This window comes from Microbacterium sp. 11MF, assembly GCF_000383475.1.
In the GTDB taxonomy this organism is placed as follows: Bacteria; Actinomycetota; Actinomycetes; order Actinomycetales; family Microbacteriaceae; genus Microbacterium; species Microbacterium aquilitoris.
This window is the reverse complement of record NZ_KB911460.1, coordinates 35,115-52,071: the sequence shown is the minus strand read 5'-3', so window position 1 is coordinate 52,071 and position 16,957 is coordinate 35,115. Positions and strand designations below refer to the sequence as shown.

Genomic DNA, 16,957 nt, shown 5'->3' with positions numbered 1-16,957 from the left:
GGATAGGCTGTCCGGGTTCCATTCCGGGGAGTGAAGTGTCCGTTAAGTCACGCGTGCTGTCGGGCCGCTACCGAGTCGATGACCTCATCGGCCGGGGTGGCATGGCTTCCGTGTACCGCGGACAGGACCTGACCCTCGGTCGTCCGGTCGCCATCAAGATCCTCGAGGCCGACCTGGCCGCAGACAGCGCCTTCCGCACGCGGTTCCGGCTCGAGGCGCAGTCGGCGTCGCGCATGTCGCATCCCGCGATCGTCCGTGTCTACGACGCCGGCGAGGAGACGAGGACGGATGCCGCGGGCCAGCCGCATCCCGAGCCGTACATCGTCATGGAGCTCGTCACCGGGCACCTGCTGAAGGACATCATCAGCGACGGCCCGGTTCCGCTCGAGGACGCGCTGCGGTACACCGACGGCATCCTCGAGGCGCTCGAGTACTCGCATCGCGCCGGCGTCGTCCACCGCGACATCAAACCCGGCAACGTCATGGTGACGGATGCCGGTCAGGTGAAGGTCATGGACTTCGGCATCGCGCGCGCGGTGTCGGACTCGTCGTCGACGGTCGCCGAGACCACGGCGATCATCGGGACCGCGTCGTACTTCTCGCCCGAGATGGCCAAGGGCGACCCGGTCGACGCCCGTGCAGACATCTACTCGGCGGGGATCGTCCTGTACGAGCTGCTCACCGGGCAGCCGCCGTTCCGCGGCGAGAACCCGATCGCCGTCGCGTACCAGCACGTCTCCGAGGCTCCCGTTCCGCCGTCCGAGCTGGTCGACACCGTCCCGCGCTCGCTCGACGCCCTGGTGCTCCGCGCGCTCGCGAAGGATCCGTTCCAGCGTCCGCAGACGGCCGTCGCCTTCCGCGACGCCCTTGCGGCCGCGACCGGACGCAAGGCTCCGAGCAAGCGCCGCGTCGAATCGCTCAGCAACGAGCTCTACGGCCCCGATCCGAAGCAGGCCGCCGAGACGGCGCGGTCGCTGCGTCAGCTCACCAGCGACGACACGATGCGCCGCACCCAGTCGGGACCGCCCGTCGCGTGGGTGTGGGCGGGCATCGCGATGCTCGCGGTGCTGCTGGTCTCCGTCTTCATCTGGGTGAACACGCTCCGACCTGACGAGGGCACGGTGACACCCAACGCCCTGACGGTGCCCGACGTCGTCACCATGACCTGGGACCGAGCGGAACAGGTGATCGACAAGGCCAAACTCGTTCCGCAGCAGATCGACGAGACGAGCGCCGACGTGCCCGAAGGCGCCGTCGTCCGCACCGATCCCGTTGCAGGGACCACGGTCGCACCCGGCGAGCAGGTGACGGTCTACGTGTCGCAGGGCGTCGAGAAGGCAGCCGTCCCCGCGCTCGCGAATCTCACCGTCTCGGAGGTCACCTCCTCGCTCGAGCAGGCCGGCCTGAAGCTCGGCTCGATCACCCGGCGCAACGATCCGCGGCTGGCGGCCGACGTCGTGATCAGCGGGTCGGTGAACGGCGCTGCGGTGACCGACGGGCAGGAGATCCCAAAGGGGAGCGCGGTCGACCTGGTCGTCGCCACCGGCACGGTCACCGTCGAGGACTTCGCGCTCAACTACACGGTCGACAAGGCCGTCGAGATCCTCGAGTCCGACCAGTACAACCTCGATCCGGTCGTGCAGGAGGATCCGTCGTGCCCCGCGACCGATCCGCGGATGGTGAAGGTGCAGTCCGCGATCGGCGAGGTGCCGGTCGGGTCCGAGATCACGCTCACGACCTGCAGCGGCTGACCCCTCAGGCTCAGCCGACCGCCCGATGCGGGCTCAAGCTCGCACCCCGACGCGCGGCATCCGGCAGTCCGACGCCCTCCAGCCAGGTACCGAGCAGCTGGTAACCGCCTTCGGTGAGGACGCTCTCGGGGTGGAACTGCACCCCCTCGACCGGCAGCGACCGATGGGCCAGGCCCATGACGGTGCCGGAGTCGGTCCACGCCGTGACCCGCAGGTCGACGGGCAGCGACGCGCGCGCCACGGCGAGCGAGTGGTACCGAGTGGCGGTGAACGGCCGCGGCAGACCCGAGAAGACACCGGAACCGTCGTGGTGCACGAGCGACGTCCGCCCGTGCATCAGATCGGCCGCATGCGAGACGACCCCTCCGAAGGCGACCGCGATCGCCTGATGTCCCAGGCACACCCCGAGGAGCGGGGTGGCCGTGCTCGCGCACCGCTCCACGATGGCGATCGACGCTCCCGCACCCTCGGGGGTACCGGGACCGGGAGAGATGAGCACAGCGTCGGCTGCACCGACGCAGTCGACGGCATCGGCGGCATCCGACTCGACCATGTCGACCTCGGCACCGAGCTCTAGGAGGTAGCCGATCAGGGTGTGGACGAAACTGTCGTGGTTGTCGACGACCAGTACCCGGATGCCGCCGCTCACCCGCCGCCGCCGACGGTGGACTCCTCGCTGGGCCACACCGTCTGGAACACCCAGGGGAAGACGTAGAAGTAGAGCAGATACAAGATGATGGCCGCGAGGACCAGCAGGATCAGCACCCGTACCCACCACGGACCCGGGAGCACGCGCCACAATGCCGCGTACATCAGGCACCTACCCCGGCGGTCAGCGCGGCGGGCGGACCGGCGGCCGCGGGAGTGAACTCGTCGAAGACGGCGTAGGCGATGATGCGCTCCAGGGAGTTCAGCTTCGGCGCGCAGCTCGTGAGCGTCAGGTAACGACCGTTCGCGGCGACGCCTTCTTTGTTGGGGACAGGCAGGAGCACCTGGATCTGGGTGTCCTGCACGTATTCGAGGGACCGGAAGCGGTACGTGTACCAGCCGGCCTTGGTCTGGATGACGATGGCGTCGCCGATGACGAGCCGGTCGATCGGATCGAACGGCGCACCCGAGGTCCAGCGGTGCGCGGCGTAGACCGTGTTGCCCTCCGCCCCGGGCATGGCGGTGTCGGGGTAATGCCCGATCTCACCGCGGTCGAGGATGTCGGGGCGCGAGATGCCGGAGGCGATCTTGAACTGCCAGTCCTTGCCGAAGCGCGGCACCTTCATGATGCCGAACACCTCGGCGTGCTTCTGATCTCCCAGGATCGGGATCGCCGCCGGGTCGTCCGGCGCCGGCGTCGAGGGGGCCGAGGCGTCGGGGGTCGGGTCACCCTCGGCGGCCCACTGATCAGCCAGCGCCTGCGCGGCCGCATGCTGTTCGCCCTGCACGATCGCGTCACCGATCCAGGTGTGCCACGTGACGTAGAGGAGGGTCACGACACCGAGCGTCAGCAGGATCTCACCGACGACGCTCAGGACGGTGGCACGTGGACGAGGACGGTTCCGACGAGTGCGTCGGGTCTGGTGCTCCGTGGGCGAGGAGGCGGTCACGATCGGAGTTTAGCCAGCGCAGGCTGAAACAGGGCTGGCAGGTAGACTTCTCGCCATGGCACGTGGAGACAAGGACGAGGACCGACTGGTCCAGCCCGAGGGCGACGCCGCCCCCAACCCGGTCTGGTTCAAGCCGATCATGATCGGGCTGATGCTCATCGGCCTCGTCTGGATCATCGTCTTCTACCTGAGCGGCCAGGCCTTCCCGATCCCCGACATCGGTCCGTGGAACCTCGCGATCGGTTTCGGCATCGCCTTCGTCGGCTTCTTGATGACGACGCGCTGGCGCTGAGCCGCGGCATCCCACCGACAGGAATTACACCGGTGTGATTCATCCCCAGCCTGGGGATGAATCTGTGGATAACTCAGAGGTACAGCAGAGCCGGCACCGTTGCGGTCAGCGCGACGAGACCCACACCGACAGCGACGAGCAGTGCTGCCTGCAACGGCTGACGCTTCTGCGCGCGCGTCCTCGAGAAGATGAACCCGATGAGCAGGCCCACCAGGCCGCCCCCGATGTGCGACTGCCAGGAAACACCGGAGCCCACGAACGAGAAGACCAGGTTGATCCCGAGCAGGATCGCGATCGGCAGGATGTTCACGCCGAGGTTGCGACCGATGATCAGCATCGCGGTGAGAAGCCCCCACACGGCACCCGAGGCGCCGACGACGACGGTACCCGGCGCGATGAGTGCGACCAGGGCAGAACCACCGATCGCACTGAGTGCGTAGAGCGCGACGAAGCGCGCCTTGCCGAGCAGCGGCTCGAGACTCCGGCCGAGCGCCCACAGCGCCAACATGTTGAGCGCGACGTGGAAGGGGAGCGGGGTCGAATGGACGAAGGCGACCGTGAGCATCCGCCACGGCTCGAACGGCAGACCCGTGCCGGGCACCGCGTACGCCGGCACGAACGCGAGCGCGCTCGTGACCGCACCACCCACGACGGGGATGAGCTGCACGAGGTACATCGCGAGCGTGAAGATCACGATCGCGTAGGTGACGACGGGGCGGTCGCTGCGCATCTTGCGCGCGAACCGCCCCGGCATCCGCTTCACCTCAGCCGACCGCGCCCCCTTCTGCTGCTCCGCCAGGCACTCCGGGCAGATGACGCCGACGGGAAGCGGCGTCTGGCACTCGGGGCAGATGGTGCGCAGGCACCGCTGGCAGAGCACGAAGCTCTGACGATCCGGATGCCGGTAGCAGAAGTTGTCCGGATTGGTCCGGGGGTCGGCTGAGGTCACGAAGGGATCAGGCCTCGGTGATGTCGATCGACGAGATCACGACGGGCTCGACCGGGCGGTCCTGCGCTCCGGTCGGAACGGCGGCGATGGCGTCGACCACGGCGCGCGAGGCGTCGTCGGCGACCTCACCGAAGATCGTGTGCTTGCCGTTGAGCCACGGAGTCGGGTCGGTCGTGATGAAGAACTGCGAGCCGTTGGTGCCCTCGGCCTTGCCGGTGATGGCGTTGCGGCGGAGGCCCGCGTTCGCCATGGCGAGGAGGTAGGGCGTGCCGAAGGTCAGCTCGGGGCTGATCTCGTCGTCGAAGTTGTATCCGGGTCCGCCGACGCCCTGACCGAGCGGGTCGCCGCCCTGGATCATGAAACCGGGGATGATGCGGTGGAAGATCACATCGGTGTACAGGGGGCCCTCGCCGGGCTTACCCGTGGCGGGGTGCGTCCAGGCCTGGGATCCGTCGGCCAGACCGATGAAGTTCTTGACGGTGCGCGGCGCCTGATCGCCGAACAGGTTGACGACGATGTCGCCGTGGTTGGTGTGCAGTGTTGCGACAGCGGAGTGAATCGGCATACTCATCATCCTCTCACTTGCAACCCCCCGCGCCGCCTGAATGCGTCTGGCAGTATGGACCCACTACGTCCCCGGATGAACCCCGAAAAGGGAGGGCCCCGTGAGCCTCAACCGCAAGACCAAGAAGGAACTCCGCAAGCTGCAGAAGCAGGCTGCGAACCTGTGGGAGTCACAGCAGGTGCTCGTCGGTCAGGCCGGTGACGTCGCCCGCGAGGCGGGTCGCCAGCTCGGCAAGTACAACCACGACCACGTCGTGCCTGCCGCCAAGGACTCCTACGAGCGCTACGCCGCACCGTACGTCGACCGTGGCGTCGAGACCGGCCGCAAGGTGCTGAACGGCGCGATCGTTCCCGCCGCCGGCGCGGTCGTCGGCACCGCGATGTCGGTGTGGGATGTCGCCAACGACCAGCGCCACCGCCTCTCCAAGGGCAAGGGCCTGGGAGGGTTCGACGCCGACTCGTTCCGCAAGAACGCTGCCAAGGCCGGCAAGAAGGCCACCAAGAAGCTGTCGGTCCCGGAGAAGAAGGGCCTCGGCGCCGGTGGCGTCCTCGCCATCATCTTCGGTGTCGCCGCCACGGCCGGTGTCCTCTACGCCGCGTGGCAGACGCTTCGTGCTGACGACGAGCTGTGGGTGGCGGACGACCCGCTGCGCGCACCGGATGCCTGAATCCACGCCCGTACCGTCGGAGCGCGTCGCTGAAGCGGCGCGCTCCCGGTCTTTGTCGGTGGAGTTCGTGGCTCGTCCGGCGGCGGGGAGCCTCGACGAGGCCGCGGAGCTTCTCGGACTCGCGGCATCCGACATCGTCAAGACCCTCGTTGTGAAACGCAGCGACGACACGTACCTGTTCGCCCTCATCCCGGGGGACCGCGCGATCTCCTGGCCGAAGCTGCGCGCCGTCGTCGGGGTGAACAAGCTGAGACTCCCCGAACCCGAGCTGGCGCTTGCCGCGACGGGATTCGAGCGCGGGACCATCACGCCGGTCGGCAGCACGACCGCCTGGCCGGTCTACGCCGATGCGAGCATCGTCGGCAAACGGATCGCGATGGGCGCCGGGGCGCACGGGTTCAGTCTCTTCGTCGACGCGGATGACCTCATCCGCTCTTATGACGCCGTCGTCGACGACATCTCGCAGCCGATGAGCGAGCGACGGGTCTGACCCCTCTTTAGGGGGCGCGGGGTGCCCGGCGCCAGCCTTTGTCGTCAGCGGGGGCGTGCACCAGCATGAAGTCATGACTTCCGCCGTCTCGCGCAGCCTGTTGCCCGCCCTCGCCGTGATCGTGACCGCGCTCACCCTGGTCGGTTGTTCCGGGGCTCCGACGGCGACGGGTCCGGCCGCCGGCACGACGGCGTCACCGTCGGCATCGCCGTCGTCCACTCCCACACCGACGGTGTCGGCAGAAGACGCCGCCTTCACGGCCGAGGTGACGGCGAAGCTGCCCGAGGCCGACATGGAGACGCTCATCCCGATGGTGCACCAGCTCTGCGAGGACCTGTACGACGACGACAAGGGCTACATCTTGGGGTACGGGGTCTTCAACGACAAGATCCGGAAGCAGTACGGCGAGGACGCGGTCGACATCATCGTGACGCCCGCCGTCGAGACGTATTGTCCGGGAGACGAGCCCAAGCTCGTCGAGGCCTTCAAGCAGTACACGGCCAAGGAGTTCCCCGACGTCGACATCACCAAGGCCCTCGCGATCTCGCGGGAGTTGTGCGCAGACCTCGAGACCCTGCCGATGAAGGATGCGATCGACAACTTCATCGTCACGGCCGGCACATTCCTCGACAGCGAGAGCGCGTCCGGGATGGTCGGGATGGGGCCGGTCACGTTCTGCCCCGAGCGCGTGGACGACGTGCTCGCCTACATCAAGACGATTCAGTGACCCGGCCGGGTCGCGGTCAGGCGCCCAGGCCCGCCATCCGCATCGCCGTGTCGACGAGCCCGACCCGTGTGAGGGAGGGGACGTCGCTGAGGGGGAACCATGCGGCCTCGTCCGTCGAGCCATCCTCTTCATTCCGGAGCGTGCCACCGACGACGTGCGCGCGGTAGACGATCCGCAGCGCCTGGATCGGTCCGCTGCCGTGGAATCGGTCCTTCTCGGCGATCACCTGCGAGTCCGTCCCCAGGATCCCGTCGAGTTCCACGTGGAACCCCGTCTCCTCCAGGACCTCCCGCACCGCGGCATCCATCGGATCCTCACCGGGATCCAATCCGCCGCCCGGCATCGTCCACGCGGGACGCGTGGGGCTGTTCCAATGGGCGAGAAGGATGCGGTCTCCGTCGGTGATGACGGCGTAGGCAGCTACGCGGATGTCCACGCGTTCACCCTAGTGGGAGCGGATGCCGGTGTGCGCGCGACTGCCTGGAGCGCGGGCTCCCCAGCCACGCGCCCCAGGCGAATGTCGCGAACATGATCCGCGTCCCCCGCGGGAGCCTGTGCTCATCGAAGGATCCGAGATTCGGGTCATCGGTTCTTTCGGCGACACGATCATCGTCGCCGCCTCGGCGCAACGAAGGCGCAAGGCCACCGCAAGAAAGCCGCAAGATCCGGCAACGAAACGATCACAGAACGACAGAACGCCGGCATCCGATGCGGATTCCGGCGTTCGTACTGTGGAGCCTAGGAGATTCGAACTCCTGACATCCTGCTTGCAAAGCAGGCGCTCTACCAACTGAGCTAAGGCCCCCGGTGCGGTGACGGTGGGGCTACCAGGACTTGAACCTGGGACCTCTTCATTATCAGTGAAGCGCTCTAACCGCCTGAGCTATAGCCCCGTCGTTGCCGGCTCACGCCTGCAACCTCCAAGACTTTACCCGACGATGGGCCTGTTTGACGAATCCGAGCGACGGGTGGGCCGCGGCATCCGCTCGTTCTGATTCACTGGGCTCATGAGCACGACGTTCCACACCGAACCGCAGGGCGCTGGCCTCGGGCAGCGCCTGAACTGGTTGCGCGCCGGAGTACTCGGCGCGAACGACGGGATCGTCTCCGTCGCGGCCGTCGCCGTCGGCGTCGCCGGTGCCACGACCGACCTCGGTCCCATCATCACGGCCTCCTCGGCGGCGCTCGTCGGTGGGGCGATCTCGATGGCACTCGGCGAGTACGTCTCGGTGAGCAGCCAGCGCGACACCGAGCGCGCCCTCATCGAGAAGGAGAAGCGCGAGCTGGCCGAGATGCCCGAGCAGGAATTGGCAGAACTCGCGGAGCTGTACCGCGAGAAGGGACTGTCAGAGGAGACGGCGCTGAAGGTGGCCGAAGAGCTCACCGCGCACGACGCGCTGGGCGCTCACCTCGACATCGAGCTCGGCATCGACCCGGATGACCTCACGAGCCCGTGGCAGGCCGCCCTGTCGTCGGCGATCGCGTTCACGCTGGGCGCCCTGCTGCCGTTCCTCGCGATCGTCCTCCCGCCGGCGGAATGGCGCGTCCCTACGACGTTCGTCGCCGTGCTCATCGCGCTCGCGTTGACCGGGACGATCTCGGCCCGCCTCGGCGGCGCCGGCAAGCGTCGCGCCGTCACCCGCCTCGTCGTCGGCGGGGCGCTCGCCCTCGCCGTCACGTGGGCGCTGGGTCTGCTGCTGGGCACCTCCGTCGCGTGACGGGATGCCGCGGCATCCGACTCAGTTCGAGGTGAAGCCGACCAGCAAGCCGCCGGTGACCTTGACCATGAGGTTGTAGATCCCGGCCATGACCGCGCCCAGCACCGTCACGACGATGAGGTTGAGGATCGCCACGACGGCAGCGAACGCCATCACCTGCGGAAGGTTGATCACCGACGACAGGGTGAAGGAGTTCTCACCGTTGACGGCACCGAGGAGCTGGTCGACCTGGCCGATCAAGTTGGTCGAGCTGATCACGAGGTAGATCAGCAGCGTCGAGACCACCGTGACGATCGCGAGGGCGACCGCAGCGAGGAACGACAGCTTCACGGCCGACCAGAAGTCGACGTAGACGAGACGGAGGCGGACCTGCTTGGCGGTCGTCCGGCTCGAGGACTTCTTGGCGAGTTTGTCGGCAACAGAGCTCATGCGTCACTCTCTTCGGTGGTCTCAGGAGCCGAGGCGGCTGCGGGATCGGCCGGGGCTTCCGCGTCGGCCACGGCTTCGGCCAGTCCACGCTCGCCGTTGCGGGCGATCGCGAGGATCCGGTCGTCGTCGTCGGGCCGGGCGAAGACCACGCCCATCGTGTCGCGGCCCTTGGCGGGCACCTCAGCAACGGCCGAGCGTACCACCTTGCCGCTGGCAAGAACCACGAGGACCTCGTCGTCCGCGCTGACGATCAGCCCGCCGGCGAGCTCGCCGCGATCGTCGTGCAGCTTGGCGACCTTGATGCCGAGGCCACCACGGCCCTGCACGCGGTACTGATCGACCGCCGTGCGCTTGGCGTACCCGCCCTGGGTGACGACGAAGACGAAGCCCTCATCACGGACGACGGATGCCGACAGCAGGCTGTCGCCGTCGCGGAAGGACATGCCCTTCACACCCTCCGTCGAGCGACCCATGGGACGCAGGGACTCGTCGCTCGCCGTGAAGCGCAGCGACATGCCGAGCCGCGAGACGAGCAGCAGGTCGTCGGTCGAGTCGACGAGCATCGCGCTGACGAGCTCGTCGCCGTTCTCCTCGTCCTGACCGCGCAGACGGATCGCGATGATGCCGCCCTGACGGTTGGTGTCGTACTCGGTGAGGGCCGTCTTCTTGATCTTGCCGTCGCGTGTGGCGAGCACGAGGTACTCGGCGGCGGCGTAGTCGCGGATGTCGAGGATCTGCGCGACGTCCTCACCCGGCTGGAGCGCCAGGAGGTTGGCGACGTGCTGACCCTTCGCGTCGCGCCCGCCCTCGGGGAGCTCGTAGCCCTTCGCGCGATAGACGCGACCCTTGGTCGTGAAGAACAGCAGCCAGTGGTGCGTTGTCGACACGAAGAAGTGCTCGACGATGTCGTCGGCGCGCAGCTGCGCACCCTTCACTCCCTTGCCGCCGCGGTGCTGCGAGCGGTAGTTGTCGCTGCGTGTGCGCTTGACGTACCCGTTGCGCGTGACGGTGACGACGATCTCCTCTTCGGGGATCAGGTCCTCCATCGACATGTCGCCGTCGTATCCGTGCAGGATGTGCGTGCGGCGCTCGTCGCCGAACTTCGCGACGATCTCGCCGAGCTCGTCGCCGATGATCGCGCTCTGGCGGTCGCGCGAGGCGAGGATGTCGTTGAGGTCGGCGATCTTGAGCTCGAGCTCGGTCGCCTCGTCGACGATCTTCTGGCGCTCGAGGGCCGCCAGTCGGCGCAGCTGCATCGTGAGGATCGCATCGGCCTGCGCGTCGTCGACATCGAGGAGCGACTTCAGTCCCTCGCGCGCCTCGTCGACCGTGGGGGAGCGGCGGATGAGGGCGATGACCTCGTCGAGCGCATCGAGCGCCTTGAGGTAGCCGCGCAGGATGTGCATGCGCTTCTCGGCCTCGCGCAACCGGTAGCGGGTGCGACGGACGATGACCTCGAACTGGTGCGTCAGCCAGTAGCTGATGAAACCGTCGATCGGCAGCGTGCGGGGCACGCCGTCGACGATCGCGAGCATGTTCGCGCCGAAGTTCTCCTGCAGCTGCGTGTGCTTGTACAGGTTGTTGAGGACGACCTTCGCGACGGCATCCCGCTTCAACACGATGACGAGCCGCTGACCCGTGCGGTCGCTCGTCTCGTCGCGGATGTCGGCGATGCCGCTGAGCTTGCCCTCGCGCACGAGTGCGGTGATCTTCGCCGCGACGTTGTCGGGGTTGACCTGGTACGGGAGCTCCGTGATCACCAGGCACGTGCGGTTCTGGATCTCTTCGACGTTCACGACGGCGCGCATCGTGATCGATCCGCGGCCGGTGCGGTACGCCTCGCGGATGCCCTTGGTGCCGAGGATCTGCGCACCGGTGGGGAAGTCGGGCCCGGGGATGCGCTCGATGAGCGCATCGAGGAGCTCTTCGCGAGAGGCATCCGGATTCTGCAGCGCCCACATCACGCCGTCGGCCACCTCGCGGAGGTTGTGCGGCGGGATGTTCGTGGCCATGCCGACCGCGATGCCGACCGAGCCGTTGACCAGCAGGTTCGGGAAGCGCGAGGGGAGGACGACCGGCTCGCGCGTGCGGCCGTCGTAGTTGTCCTCGAAGTCGACGGTGTCCTCGTCGATGTCGCGCACCATCTCGAGCGCGAGCTGAGCCATCTTCGTCTCGGTGTACCGCGGGGCGGCGGCACCCATGTTGCCGGGGGAGCCGAAGTTGCCCTGACCGTCGGCGAGCGGGTAGCGCAGCGACCACGGCTGAACGAGGCGGACGAGGGCGTCGTAGATCGCGCTGTCACCGTGCGGGTGGTACTGACCCATGACCTCGCCGACGACGCGAGCGCACTTCGAGTAGCTCTTGTCGGGACGGTAGCCGCCGTCGTACATGCCGTAGATGACACGGCGGTGGACGGGCTTGAGGCCGTCCTCGACGCGCGGCAGCGCACGCCCCACGATCACGCTCATCGCGTAGTCGAGGTAGCTCCGCTGCATCTCGACCTGGAGGTCGACCTGGTCGATGTTGCCATGCTGGTAGCCGGCAGTCGGGTCGGGACGCTCTTCGTCAGCCATGTTCTCTCAGTCTTCGTTCGTCGTCGTCGGAGTGCAGGGGCGGATGCGGCGGACTCAGATGTCCAGGAACCGCACGTCCTTGGCGTTGCGCTGGATGAATCCGCGCCTCGCCTCGACGTCCTCGCCCATCAGCACGGAGAAGATCTCGTCGGCCGCCGCGGCGTCGTCGATGGTGACCTGACGCAGCGTGCGCGTCTCGGGGTCCATCGTCGTCTCCCACAGCTCCTTGGCGTTCATCTCGCCGAGACCCTTGTAGCGCTGCACGCCGTTGTCCTTCGGGATGCGGCGGCCCGCCGCCAGCCCGTCGCGCATCAGCGCGTCGCGCTCGGCGTCGCTGTACACGTACTCGTGAGGAGCGTTCGACCACTTCAAGCGGTACAGCGGCGGCTGCGCCAGGTAGACGTAGCCTGCCTCGACCAGTCCGCGCATGTAGCGGAAAAGCAGCGTCAGGAGCAGCGTCGTGATGTGCTGGCCGTCGACGTCGGCATCCGCCATCAGGACGACCTTGTGGTACCGGGCCTTCGCGATGTCGAAGTCCGGACCGATGCCGGCGCCGAACGCCTGGATCATCGCCTGGATCTCGGCGTTGCCCAACGCGCGATCGAGGCGCGCCTTCTCGACGTTGAGGATCTTGCCGCGCAGCGACAGGATCGCCTGCCGCTCCGGGTCGCGACCCGAGACCGCCGAGCCGCCGGCCGAGTCACCCTCCACGAGGAAGATCTCGCTGATGGACGGGTCCTTGCTCGTGCAGTCCTTGAGCTTCTCGGGCATGGATGCCGACTCGAAGACGCTCTTGCGACGCGCGGTCTCGCGCGCCTTGCGGGCGGCCATGCGCGCCGTGGCGGCTTCGATCGCCTTCGTGATGATGAGCTTGGCCTGCTGCGGGTTGCGGTCGAGCCAGTCCATGAGCTGGTCGCCGACGACCTTCTGCACGAAAGCCTTCGCCTCGGTGTTGCCGAGCTTGGTCTTCGTCTGGCCCTCGAACTGCGGCTCGGCGAGCTTCACGGAGATGACCGCGGTGAGTCCTTCGCGGATGTCCTCACCGGCGAGGTTCTCGTCCTTCTCCTTGAGAAGGCCCTTCTCCTTCGCGTAGCGGTTGATGTACATCGTCATCGCGGCGCGGAAACCCTCTTCGTGGGTACCGCCCTCGTGCGTGTTGATCGTGTTCGCGAAGGTGAAGACGTTCTCGGTGTATCCCGCGGTCCACTGCATCGCGAGCTCGAGCGAGATGTGGCGGACGGTGTCCTCGGACTCGATCTCGATGATCTCGTCATTGATCACCTCGGCCTTGCGGACCTTGTTGAGGTACTCGACGTAATCGACGAGGCCGCGCTCGTACAGGAAGTCGTCGTGGCGCTGGGCCGTCTCGGACCCGCCCTCGGGCAGGTCGACGACGTCGAGGGCCTCGGGACGCTCGTCCGTGAGGGTGATGCGGAGGCCCTTGTTGAGGAACGCGGTCTGCTGGAAGCGCGTGCGCAGGGTGTTGTAGTCGAAGTCCGTCGCCTCGAAGATCGACCCGTCCGGCCAGAACGTGATGGTCGTGCCGGTCTTGTCGCTCTCCTCGCCCTTCGCCAACGGCGCCTCGGGCTTGCCGCCGCCTGAGAAGGTCTGACGCCACACGTGACCCTGGCGCGCGATCTCGACCTCGAACCGCGTCGACAGGGCGTTCACGACAGAGGAGCCGACGCCGTGGAGACCACCGGAGACCGCGTATCCGCCGCCACCGAACTTTCCGCCGGCGTGGAGGACGGTGAGCACGACCTCGACGGTCGACTTGCTCGGGTCGGACGAGTGCGGGTCGACGGGGATGCCGCGACCGTTGTCGACGACGCGGAGCCCGCCGTCTTCGAGGATCGTCACGTGGATCGTGTCGCAGTAGCCCGCGAGGGCTTCATCGACCGAGTTGTCGACGATTTCGTACACGAGGTGGTGGAGGCCGCGCTCACCGGTCGATCCGATGTACATGCCGGGCCGCTTGCGAACCGCTTCGAGACCCTCGAGCACCTGGATCTCGGAGGCGCCGTATTCGGCGGGAATCCGGGGTTCGGCGGGAGTTTCGGGTTCTTCGGGAACGGTGTCGGGGGTTTCTGACGTCATCGGTTTCGTGCGCTCCACATCCATCGTTCAGGCCTTCTCCCCAGTCTATCGGAAAGGGGGCGCGATGAGCGGCTGAACGGCGCTGTGAGCGCGTGAAAGCTTCCCGGATGGTGCGGGACGTGCCTCACCCGTAGGTATCGCGAGGGCCCCGCCCTGGAACGGCTCTGGGGCCCCATTTCCATGAGGGGACGTCCGGCCCCACGAAACGCACCGATTCGACGCCGGCCTCGGGGAATCGTCGGATGAGCTCCGTGACGATGGTCGACCGCATGAGGTGCAGGTTCTTCGCCCACGCCGTCGAATCGCACTGCACGGTGAGGACGCCGTCGCTGAGCGCGACGGGATCCGCGTGACGGGCGGTCTCCTCGCCGGCGACCTGGGCCCACTGGAGGACGAGGTCCTCCTTCGCGAGCTGCGCATCCCACCCGGACTGACGGGTCAGGTCCGCGAGCAGATCGCCGACCCCCTTCGGATCGCGTCCCGACGTGAACGGCTGGTTCTCGTCGTCGTCGTTCCGGCGGCGCTTGCGGCGCTTCTTGGCGGCCGACGGCTCGAGTCCGCGCAGGCGCATGTACGTCGCGACCGTCTCCGGGATGCCGGCGGGATCAGACATCGGCATCCGTCACGATCGTGCCCGCTTCGACTCGGACGGTCCGCACTCGGAGCGCTTCGGGGACGTCGCCTTCGACGGCGGCCGTCACGATGACCTGCTCGAAATCCGCCACCACGCCGGCCAGTCGCGCGCGTCGATCCGCGTCGAGTTCGGCGAAGACGTCGTCGAGGATGACGATCGGGTCGCCGAGCCGCAACTGGTCGCGCAGGAGCTGCGCGGACGACAACCGCAACGACAGTGCGGTCGACCACGATTCGCCGTGCGACGCGTAGCCCTTCACCGGCAGACCGCGCAGCCGAAGCAGGAGATCGTCACGGTGCGGCCCGACGAGCGTCACTCCACGCTCGAGCTCCTGCGAGCGCTTGGCGGTGAGTCCTGCGCGGAAGGATGCCGCGATCGCCTCGGCGCCGACGGCGGAACCGGCTTGTCCGACAGCGGATGCGTCGTCCTCGGGATCCGCGCCCTCGACGGTGAGCACCCACTCGAGCTTCGGGTCGTGATCCGCACCGGCGATCGCCTCGTAGGCGTCCCGCATGGGCTGCGCCAGATCCTCCGCCAGTCGCAGCCGAGCGAGGATGATCTCGGTGCCGAGCGAGATCAGTTTGTCGTCCCATACGTCGAGCGTCGTGAGCTGCTCGGCCTTGAGCCCACGGGCCCGCGCGGATTTCAGGAGCGCGGTTCGCTGCTTCAGCACTCGGTCGTAGTCGCCGAGCACGCCGCTCATGCGGGGCGAGCGTTGCACGAGCAACTGATCGGCGAACCTGCGGCGGGCCGACGGGTCACCTCGAACGATCTGCAGGTCCTCGGGCGCGAAGAGGACGACCTGCGCATAGCGCGGGAGTTCGGAGGTACGCACGGACGAGCCGTTGACACGCGCCTTGTTCGATCCGGAGCGGTTCAGCTGCGCTTCGAGCTGAATGCGCCGGTCGCCGTAGCCGAGACGCGCGCGGACGAAGGCGGCATCCGCTCCGTACCGGACCATCGGTGCATCCTGCGAGACGCGGTGCGAGCCGAGGGTGGCGAAATAACCGATCGCCTCGGCCAGGTTGGTCTTACCCTGACCGTTCCGACCGACGAAGACGTTGGGGCCGGCGACGAGGCTCACTTCGGCCGACGCATAATTGCGGAAGTCGACGAGACTCAGATGCTCCACGATCATCAGATCACCCTCCTTCGAGGCACCGACACGCCTCGAGGTGGACGGACGACGGGGTCAGCGCAGCAGCAGGTTCGGCTGCAGCAGGTACTTGAACGTCTCGGGGGTGCCCGAGGTCTGCGGCGTGATGAGAACCGGGCTGAGCTTGTTCGCGTTCTCGCTCGAGGTGAACGTCACACGCGTGAACTCGCTCTTCACCGCGCCGAGGGCCTCGAGCAGGTACTGCGGGTTCAGACCCAGCGTGACCTCGTCACCGGCGAGCGTCGCATCGACCGATTCGGTCGCGCGTGCCTGCTCGGTGCCGGCGGCATCCATCGACACACCCTCGTCGGAGAACGTGAAACGCAGCGGCGCGGAACGGTCGAGCACGAGCGAGACGCGACGGACGGCCTCGGCGAGGTCGGCGGTGTTGACGACGGCGTAGTGCTCGGTCTGCGCGGGGAAAAGCCGCCGGACCGGGGGAAAGTTGCCCTTGATCAGGAGAGACGTGACGGTCTTGTTGCCCGCCGTGAAGGCGATGATCTCGCGGTCGCCCGACCCCGAGAACGACACCTGGATGTCGCCGGAGTGGGCGAAGGTCTTGCCGACCTCGGTCAGCGTGCGAGCCGGCACGAGTGCGGTGGTCGCCTCTTCGCGGGCGACGGCTCCACTGTCGAAGTTGATCTCGCGGAGCGCGACACGGTAGCGGTCGGTCGCGACGAGGCTCAGCTCGTTGCCCGTCACCTCGAGCTGGACGCCGGTGAGCACGGGGGTGACGTCGTCACGGGATGCTGCGAAGGCGACCTGCGCGATCGCGGTCGAGAAGTCGTCGCCCGGGACGAGTCCGGATTCTCCCGACACCTCCGGGATCGCCGGGTATTCGGCCACCGGCATCGCCGACAGCGTGAAGCGCGCGGATCCGCAGGTCAGGACGATCTCACCGTCGGCATCCTGCGTGATCTGGATCGGGGCGTTGGGAAGACGGCTGGCGATCTCGGAGAGCAGGCGGCCGTGGACGAGGATCGTGCCCGGCTCGTCGACGGTGGCGTCGATACGGGTACGGGCGGATGCCTCGTAATCGAATGCGGCCAGCGAGAGGCCTTCGTCACTCGCCTCGATGAGGACGCCAGCCAGGATCGGCTGAGGGTTCCGCTGCGGGAGCAGTTTCACGACGAACGACACGGCTTCGCTGAATACATCGCGGTTGACGTGGAACTTCACTGATGCTCCCTTGACGGCGAGATGGGCCCTCTCATGCTAGTGCCCACGAGGAGCGGGTCCGGAAGCACAGGCGACGAGCCGTCGGCCGCCGACCGCTACCCGTGGGTGTGATCGGATCTGGCTCTCATTAAA

The 16,957-nt window shown here is 67.5% G+C and carries 18 protein-coding genes and 2 tRNA genes; 6 read left to right on the top strand and 14 right to left on the bottom strand.

All coding sequences use genetic code 11. The features are described from left to right. Positions 1 to 53 precede the first annotated feature (53 nt). Positions 54 to 1,751 (top strand): Stk1 family PASTA domain-containing Ser/Thr kinase, encoded by a 1,698-nt coding sequence (gene pknB / locus H286_RS0107230; protein ID WP_028497432.1) that lies wholly within the window; start codon positions 54 to 56, stop codon positions 1,749 to 1,751. A gap of 10 nt (positions 1,752 to 1,761) precedes the next feature. Here pknB and H286_RS0107225 read toward each other — a convergent pair whose 3' ends face one another. From H286_RS0107225 to H286_RS0107215, 3 genes are read right to left on the bottom strand one after another with little or no spacing between them, the layout of a single operon-like run. Next, positions 1,762 to 2,400, bottom strand: coding sequence for an anthranilate synthase component II (locus H286_RS0107225; RefSeq protein ID WP_020097611.1), 639 nt, complete (start codon positions 2,398 to 2,400; stop codon positions 1,762 to 1,764). Then, the gene (locus H286_RS15035) at positions 2,397 to 2,564 is read right to left on the bottom strand and encodes a hypothetical protein (protein WP_020097610.1); all 168 of its coding nucleotides are present in this window, start codon (positions 2,562 to 2,564) and stop codon (positions 2,397 to 2,399) included. The genes H286_RS0107225 and H286_RS15035 overlap by 4 nt, the downstream gene beginning before the upstream one ends. After that, the gene (locus H286_RS0107215) at positions 2,564 to 3,349 is read right to left on the bottom strand and encodes a class E sortase (protein ID WP_020097609.1); all 786 of its coding nucleotides are present in this window, start codon (positions 3,347 to 3,349) and stop codon (positions 2,564 to 2,566) included. Before H286_RS0107215 ends, H286_RS15035 begins: the two co-directional genes overlap by 1 nt. A gap of 55 nt (positions 3,350 to 3,404) precedes the next feature. Here H286_RS0107215 and H286_RS0107210 point away from each other — a divergent pair, with 55 nt between their 5' ends. Next, entirely contained in the window at positions 3,405 to 3,641 is a 237-nt protein-coding gene (locus H286_RS0107210; protein WP_018187816.1) for a cell division protein CrgA, read from the top strand. 73 nt (positions 3,642 to 3,714) lie between these two features. On the opposite strand, the gene H286_RS14515 is transcribed toward H286_RS0107210, so the two are convergent. Together H286_RS14515 and H286_RS0107200 are read right to left on the bottom strand one after the other, a co-directional pair. Continuing rightward, positions 3,715 to 4,590, bottom strand: a complete 876-nt coding sequence (locus H286_RS14515) for a rhomboid family intramembrane serine protease (RefSeq protein WP_026302951.1) — start codon at positions 4,588 to 4,590, stop codon at positions 3,715 to 3,717. Between the two features lie 7 nt (positions 4,591 to 4,597). Continuing rightward, complete coding sequence (locus H286_RS0107200; protein WP_018187813.1) at positions 4,598 to 5,155, bottom strand: peptidylprolyl isomerase; 558 nt, start codon at positions 5,153 to 5,155, stop codon at positions 4,598 to 4,600. Between the two features lie 100 nt (positions 5,156 to 5,255). Between H286_RS0107200 and H286_RS0107195 the strand changes: the two genes are divergently transcribed. From H286_RS0107195 to H286_RS0107185, 3 genes are all read left to right on the top strand, one after another. After that, a complete protein-coding gene (locus tag H286_RS0107195; protein WP_018187812.1) occupies positions 5,256 to 5,822 on the top strand; it encodes a hypothetical protein in 567 nt (188 codons plus the stop codon). Next, on the top strand, positions 5,815 to 6,312 hold the full coding sequence (locus H286_RS0107190; protein ID WP_028497431.1) for an aminoacyl-tRNA deacylase: 498 nt from the start codon (positions 5,815 to 5,817) through the stop codon (positions 6,310 to 6,312). Before H286_RS0107195 ends, H286_RS0107190 begins: the two co-directional genes overlap by 8 nt. A gap of 73 nt (positions 6,313 to 6,385) precedes the next feature. Further along, positions 6,386 to 7,039 (top strand): hypothetical protein, encoded by a 654-nt coding sequence (locus H286_RS0107185; RefSeq protein ID WP_018187810.1) that lies wholly within the window; start codon positions 6,386 to 6,388, stop codon positions 7,037 to 7,039. Between the two features lie 16 nt (positions 7,040 to 7,055). Here the strand turns inward: H286_RS0107185 and H286_RS0107180 are convergent, their stop codons facing one another. The 3 genes from H286_RS0107180 to H286_RS0107170 all read right to left on the bottom strand — a co-directional run bounded on the left by H286_RS0107180 (position 7,056) and on the right by H286_RS0107170 (position 7,932). Continuing rightward, a complete protein-coding gene (locus H286_RS0107180) occupies positions 7,056 to 7,475 on the bottom strand; it encodes an NUDIX hydrolase (RefSeq protein WP_020097607.1) in 420 nt (139 codons plus the stop codon). 296 nt (positions 7,476 to 7,771) lie between these two features. Continuing rightward, a tRNA-Ala gene (locus H286_RS0107175) sits at positions 7,772 to 7,844 on the bottom strand. 14 nt (positions 7,845 to 7,858) lie between these two features. Next, positions 7,859 to 7,932: transfer RNA gene (locus H286_RS0107170), tRNA-Ile, on the bottom strand. Positions 7,933 to 8,046: 114 nt separating this feature from the next. Here H286_RS0107170 and H286_RS0107165 point away from each other — a divergent pair. Continuing rightward, positions 8,047 to 8,757, top strand: coding sequence for a VIT1/CCC1 transporter family protein (locus H286_RS0107165; RefSeq protein ID WP_018187808.1), 711 nt, complete (start codon positions 8,047 to 8,049; stop codon positions 8,755 to 8,757). 21 nt (positions 8,758 to 8,778) lie between these two features. Here H286_RS0107165 and H286_RS0107160 read toward each other — a convergent pair whose 3' ends face one another. The 6 genes from H286_RS0107160 to dnaN all read right to left on the bottom strand — a co-directional run bounded on the left by H286_RS0107160 (position 8,779) and on the right by dnaN (position 16,825). Next, the gene (locus H286_RS0107160; RefSeq protein WP_018187807.1) at positions 8,779 to 9,186 is read right to left on the bottom strand and encodes a DUF3566 domain-containing protein; all 408 of its coding nucleotides are present in this window, start codon (positions 9,184 to 9,186) and stop codon (positions 8,779 to 8,781) included. Next, positions 9,183 to 11,759, bottom strand: a complete 2,577-nt coding sequence (gene gyrA / locus H286_RS0107155; protein WP_020097606.1) for a DNA gyrase subunit A — start codon at positions 11,757 to 11,759, stop codon at positions 9,183 to 9,185. The genes H286_RS0107160 and gyrA overlap by 4 nt, the downstream gene beginning before the upstream one ends. Before the next feature lie 54 nt (positions 11,760 to 11,813). Next, a complete protein-coding gene (gene gyrB / locus H286_RS0107150; protein WP_026302949.1) occupies positions 11,814 to 13,856 on the bottom strand; it encodes a DNA topoisomerase (ATP-hydrolyzing) subunit B in 2,043 nt (680 codons plus the stop codon). 124 nt (positions 13,857 to 13,980) lie between these two features. Further along, positions 13,981 to 14,475: a DUF721 domain-containing protein gene (locus H286_RS0107145; RefSeq protein ID WP_018187804.1), complete on the bottom strand. Its 495-nt coding sequence runs from the start codon at positions 14,473 to 14,475 to the stop codon at positions 13,981 to 13,983. Then, a complete protein-coding gene (gene recF / locus H286_RS0107140) occupies positions 14,462 to 15,628 on the bottom strand; it encodes a DNA replication/repair protein RecF (RefSeq protein ID WP_018187803.1) in 1,167 nt (388 codons plus the stop codon). The genes H286_RS0107145 and recF overlap by 14 nt, the downstream gene beginning before the upstream one ends. A 54-nt stretch (positions 15,629 to 15,682) precedes the next feature. Beyond that, entirely contained in the window at positions 15,683 to 16,825 is a 1,143-nt protein-coding gene (gene dnaN / locus H286_RS0107135) for a DNA polymerase III subunit beta (RefSeq protein WP_018187802.1), read from the bottom strand. Positions 16,826 to 16,957 lie beyond the last annotated feature (132 nt).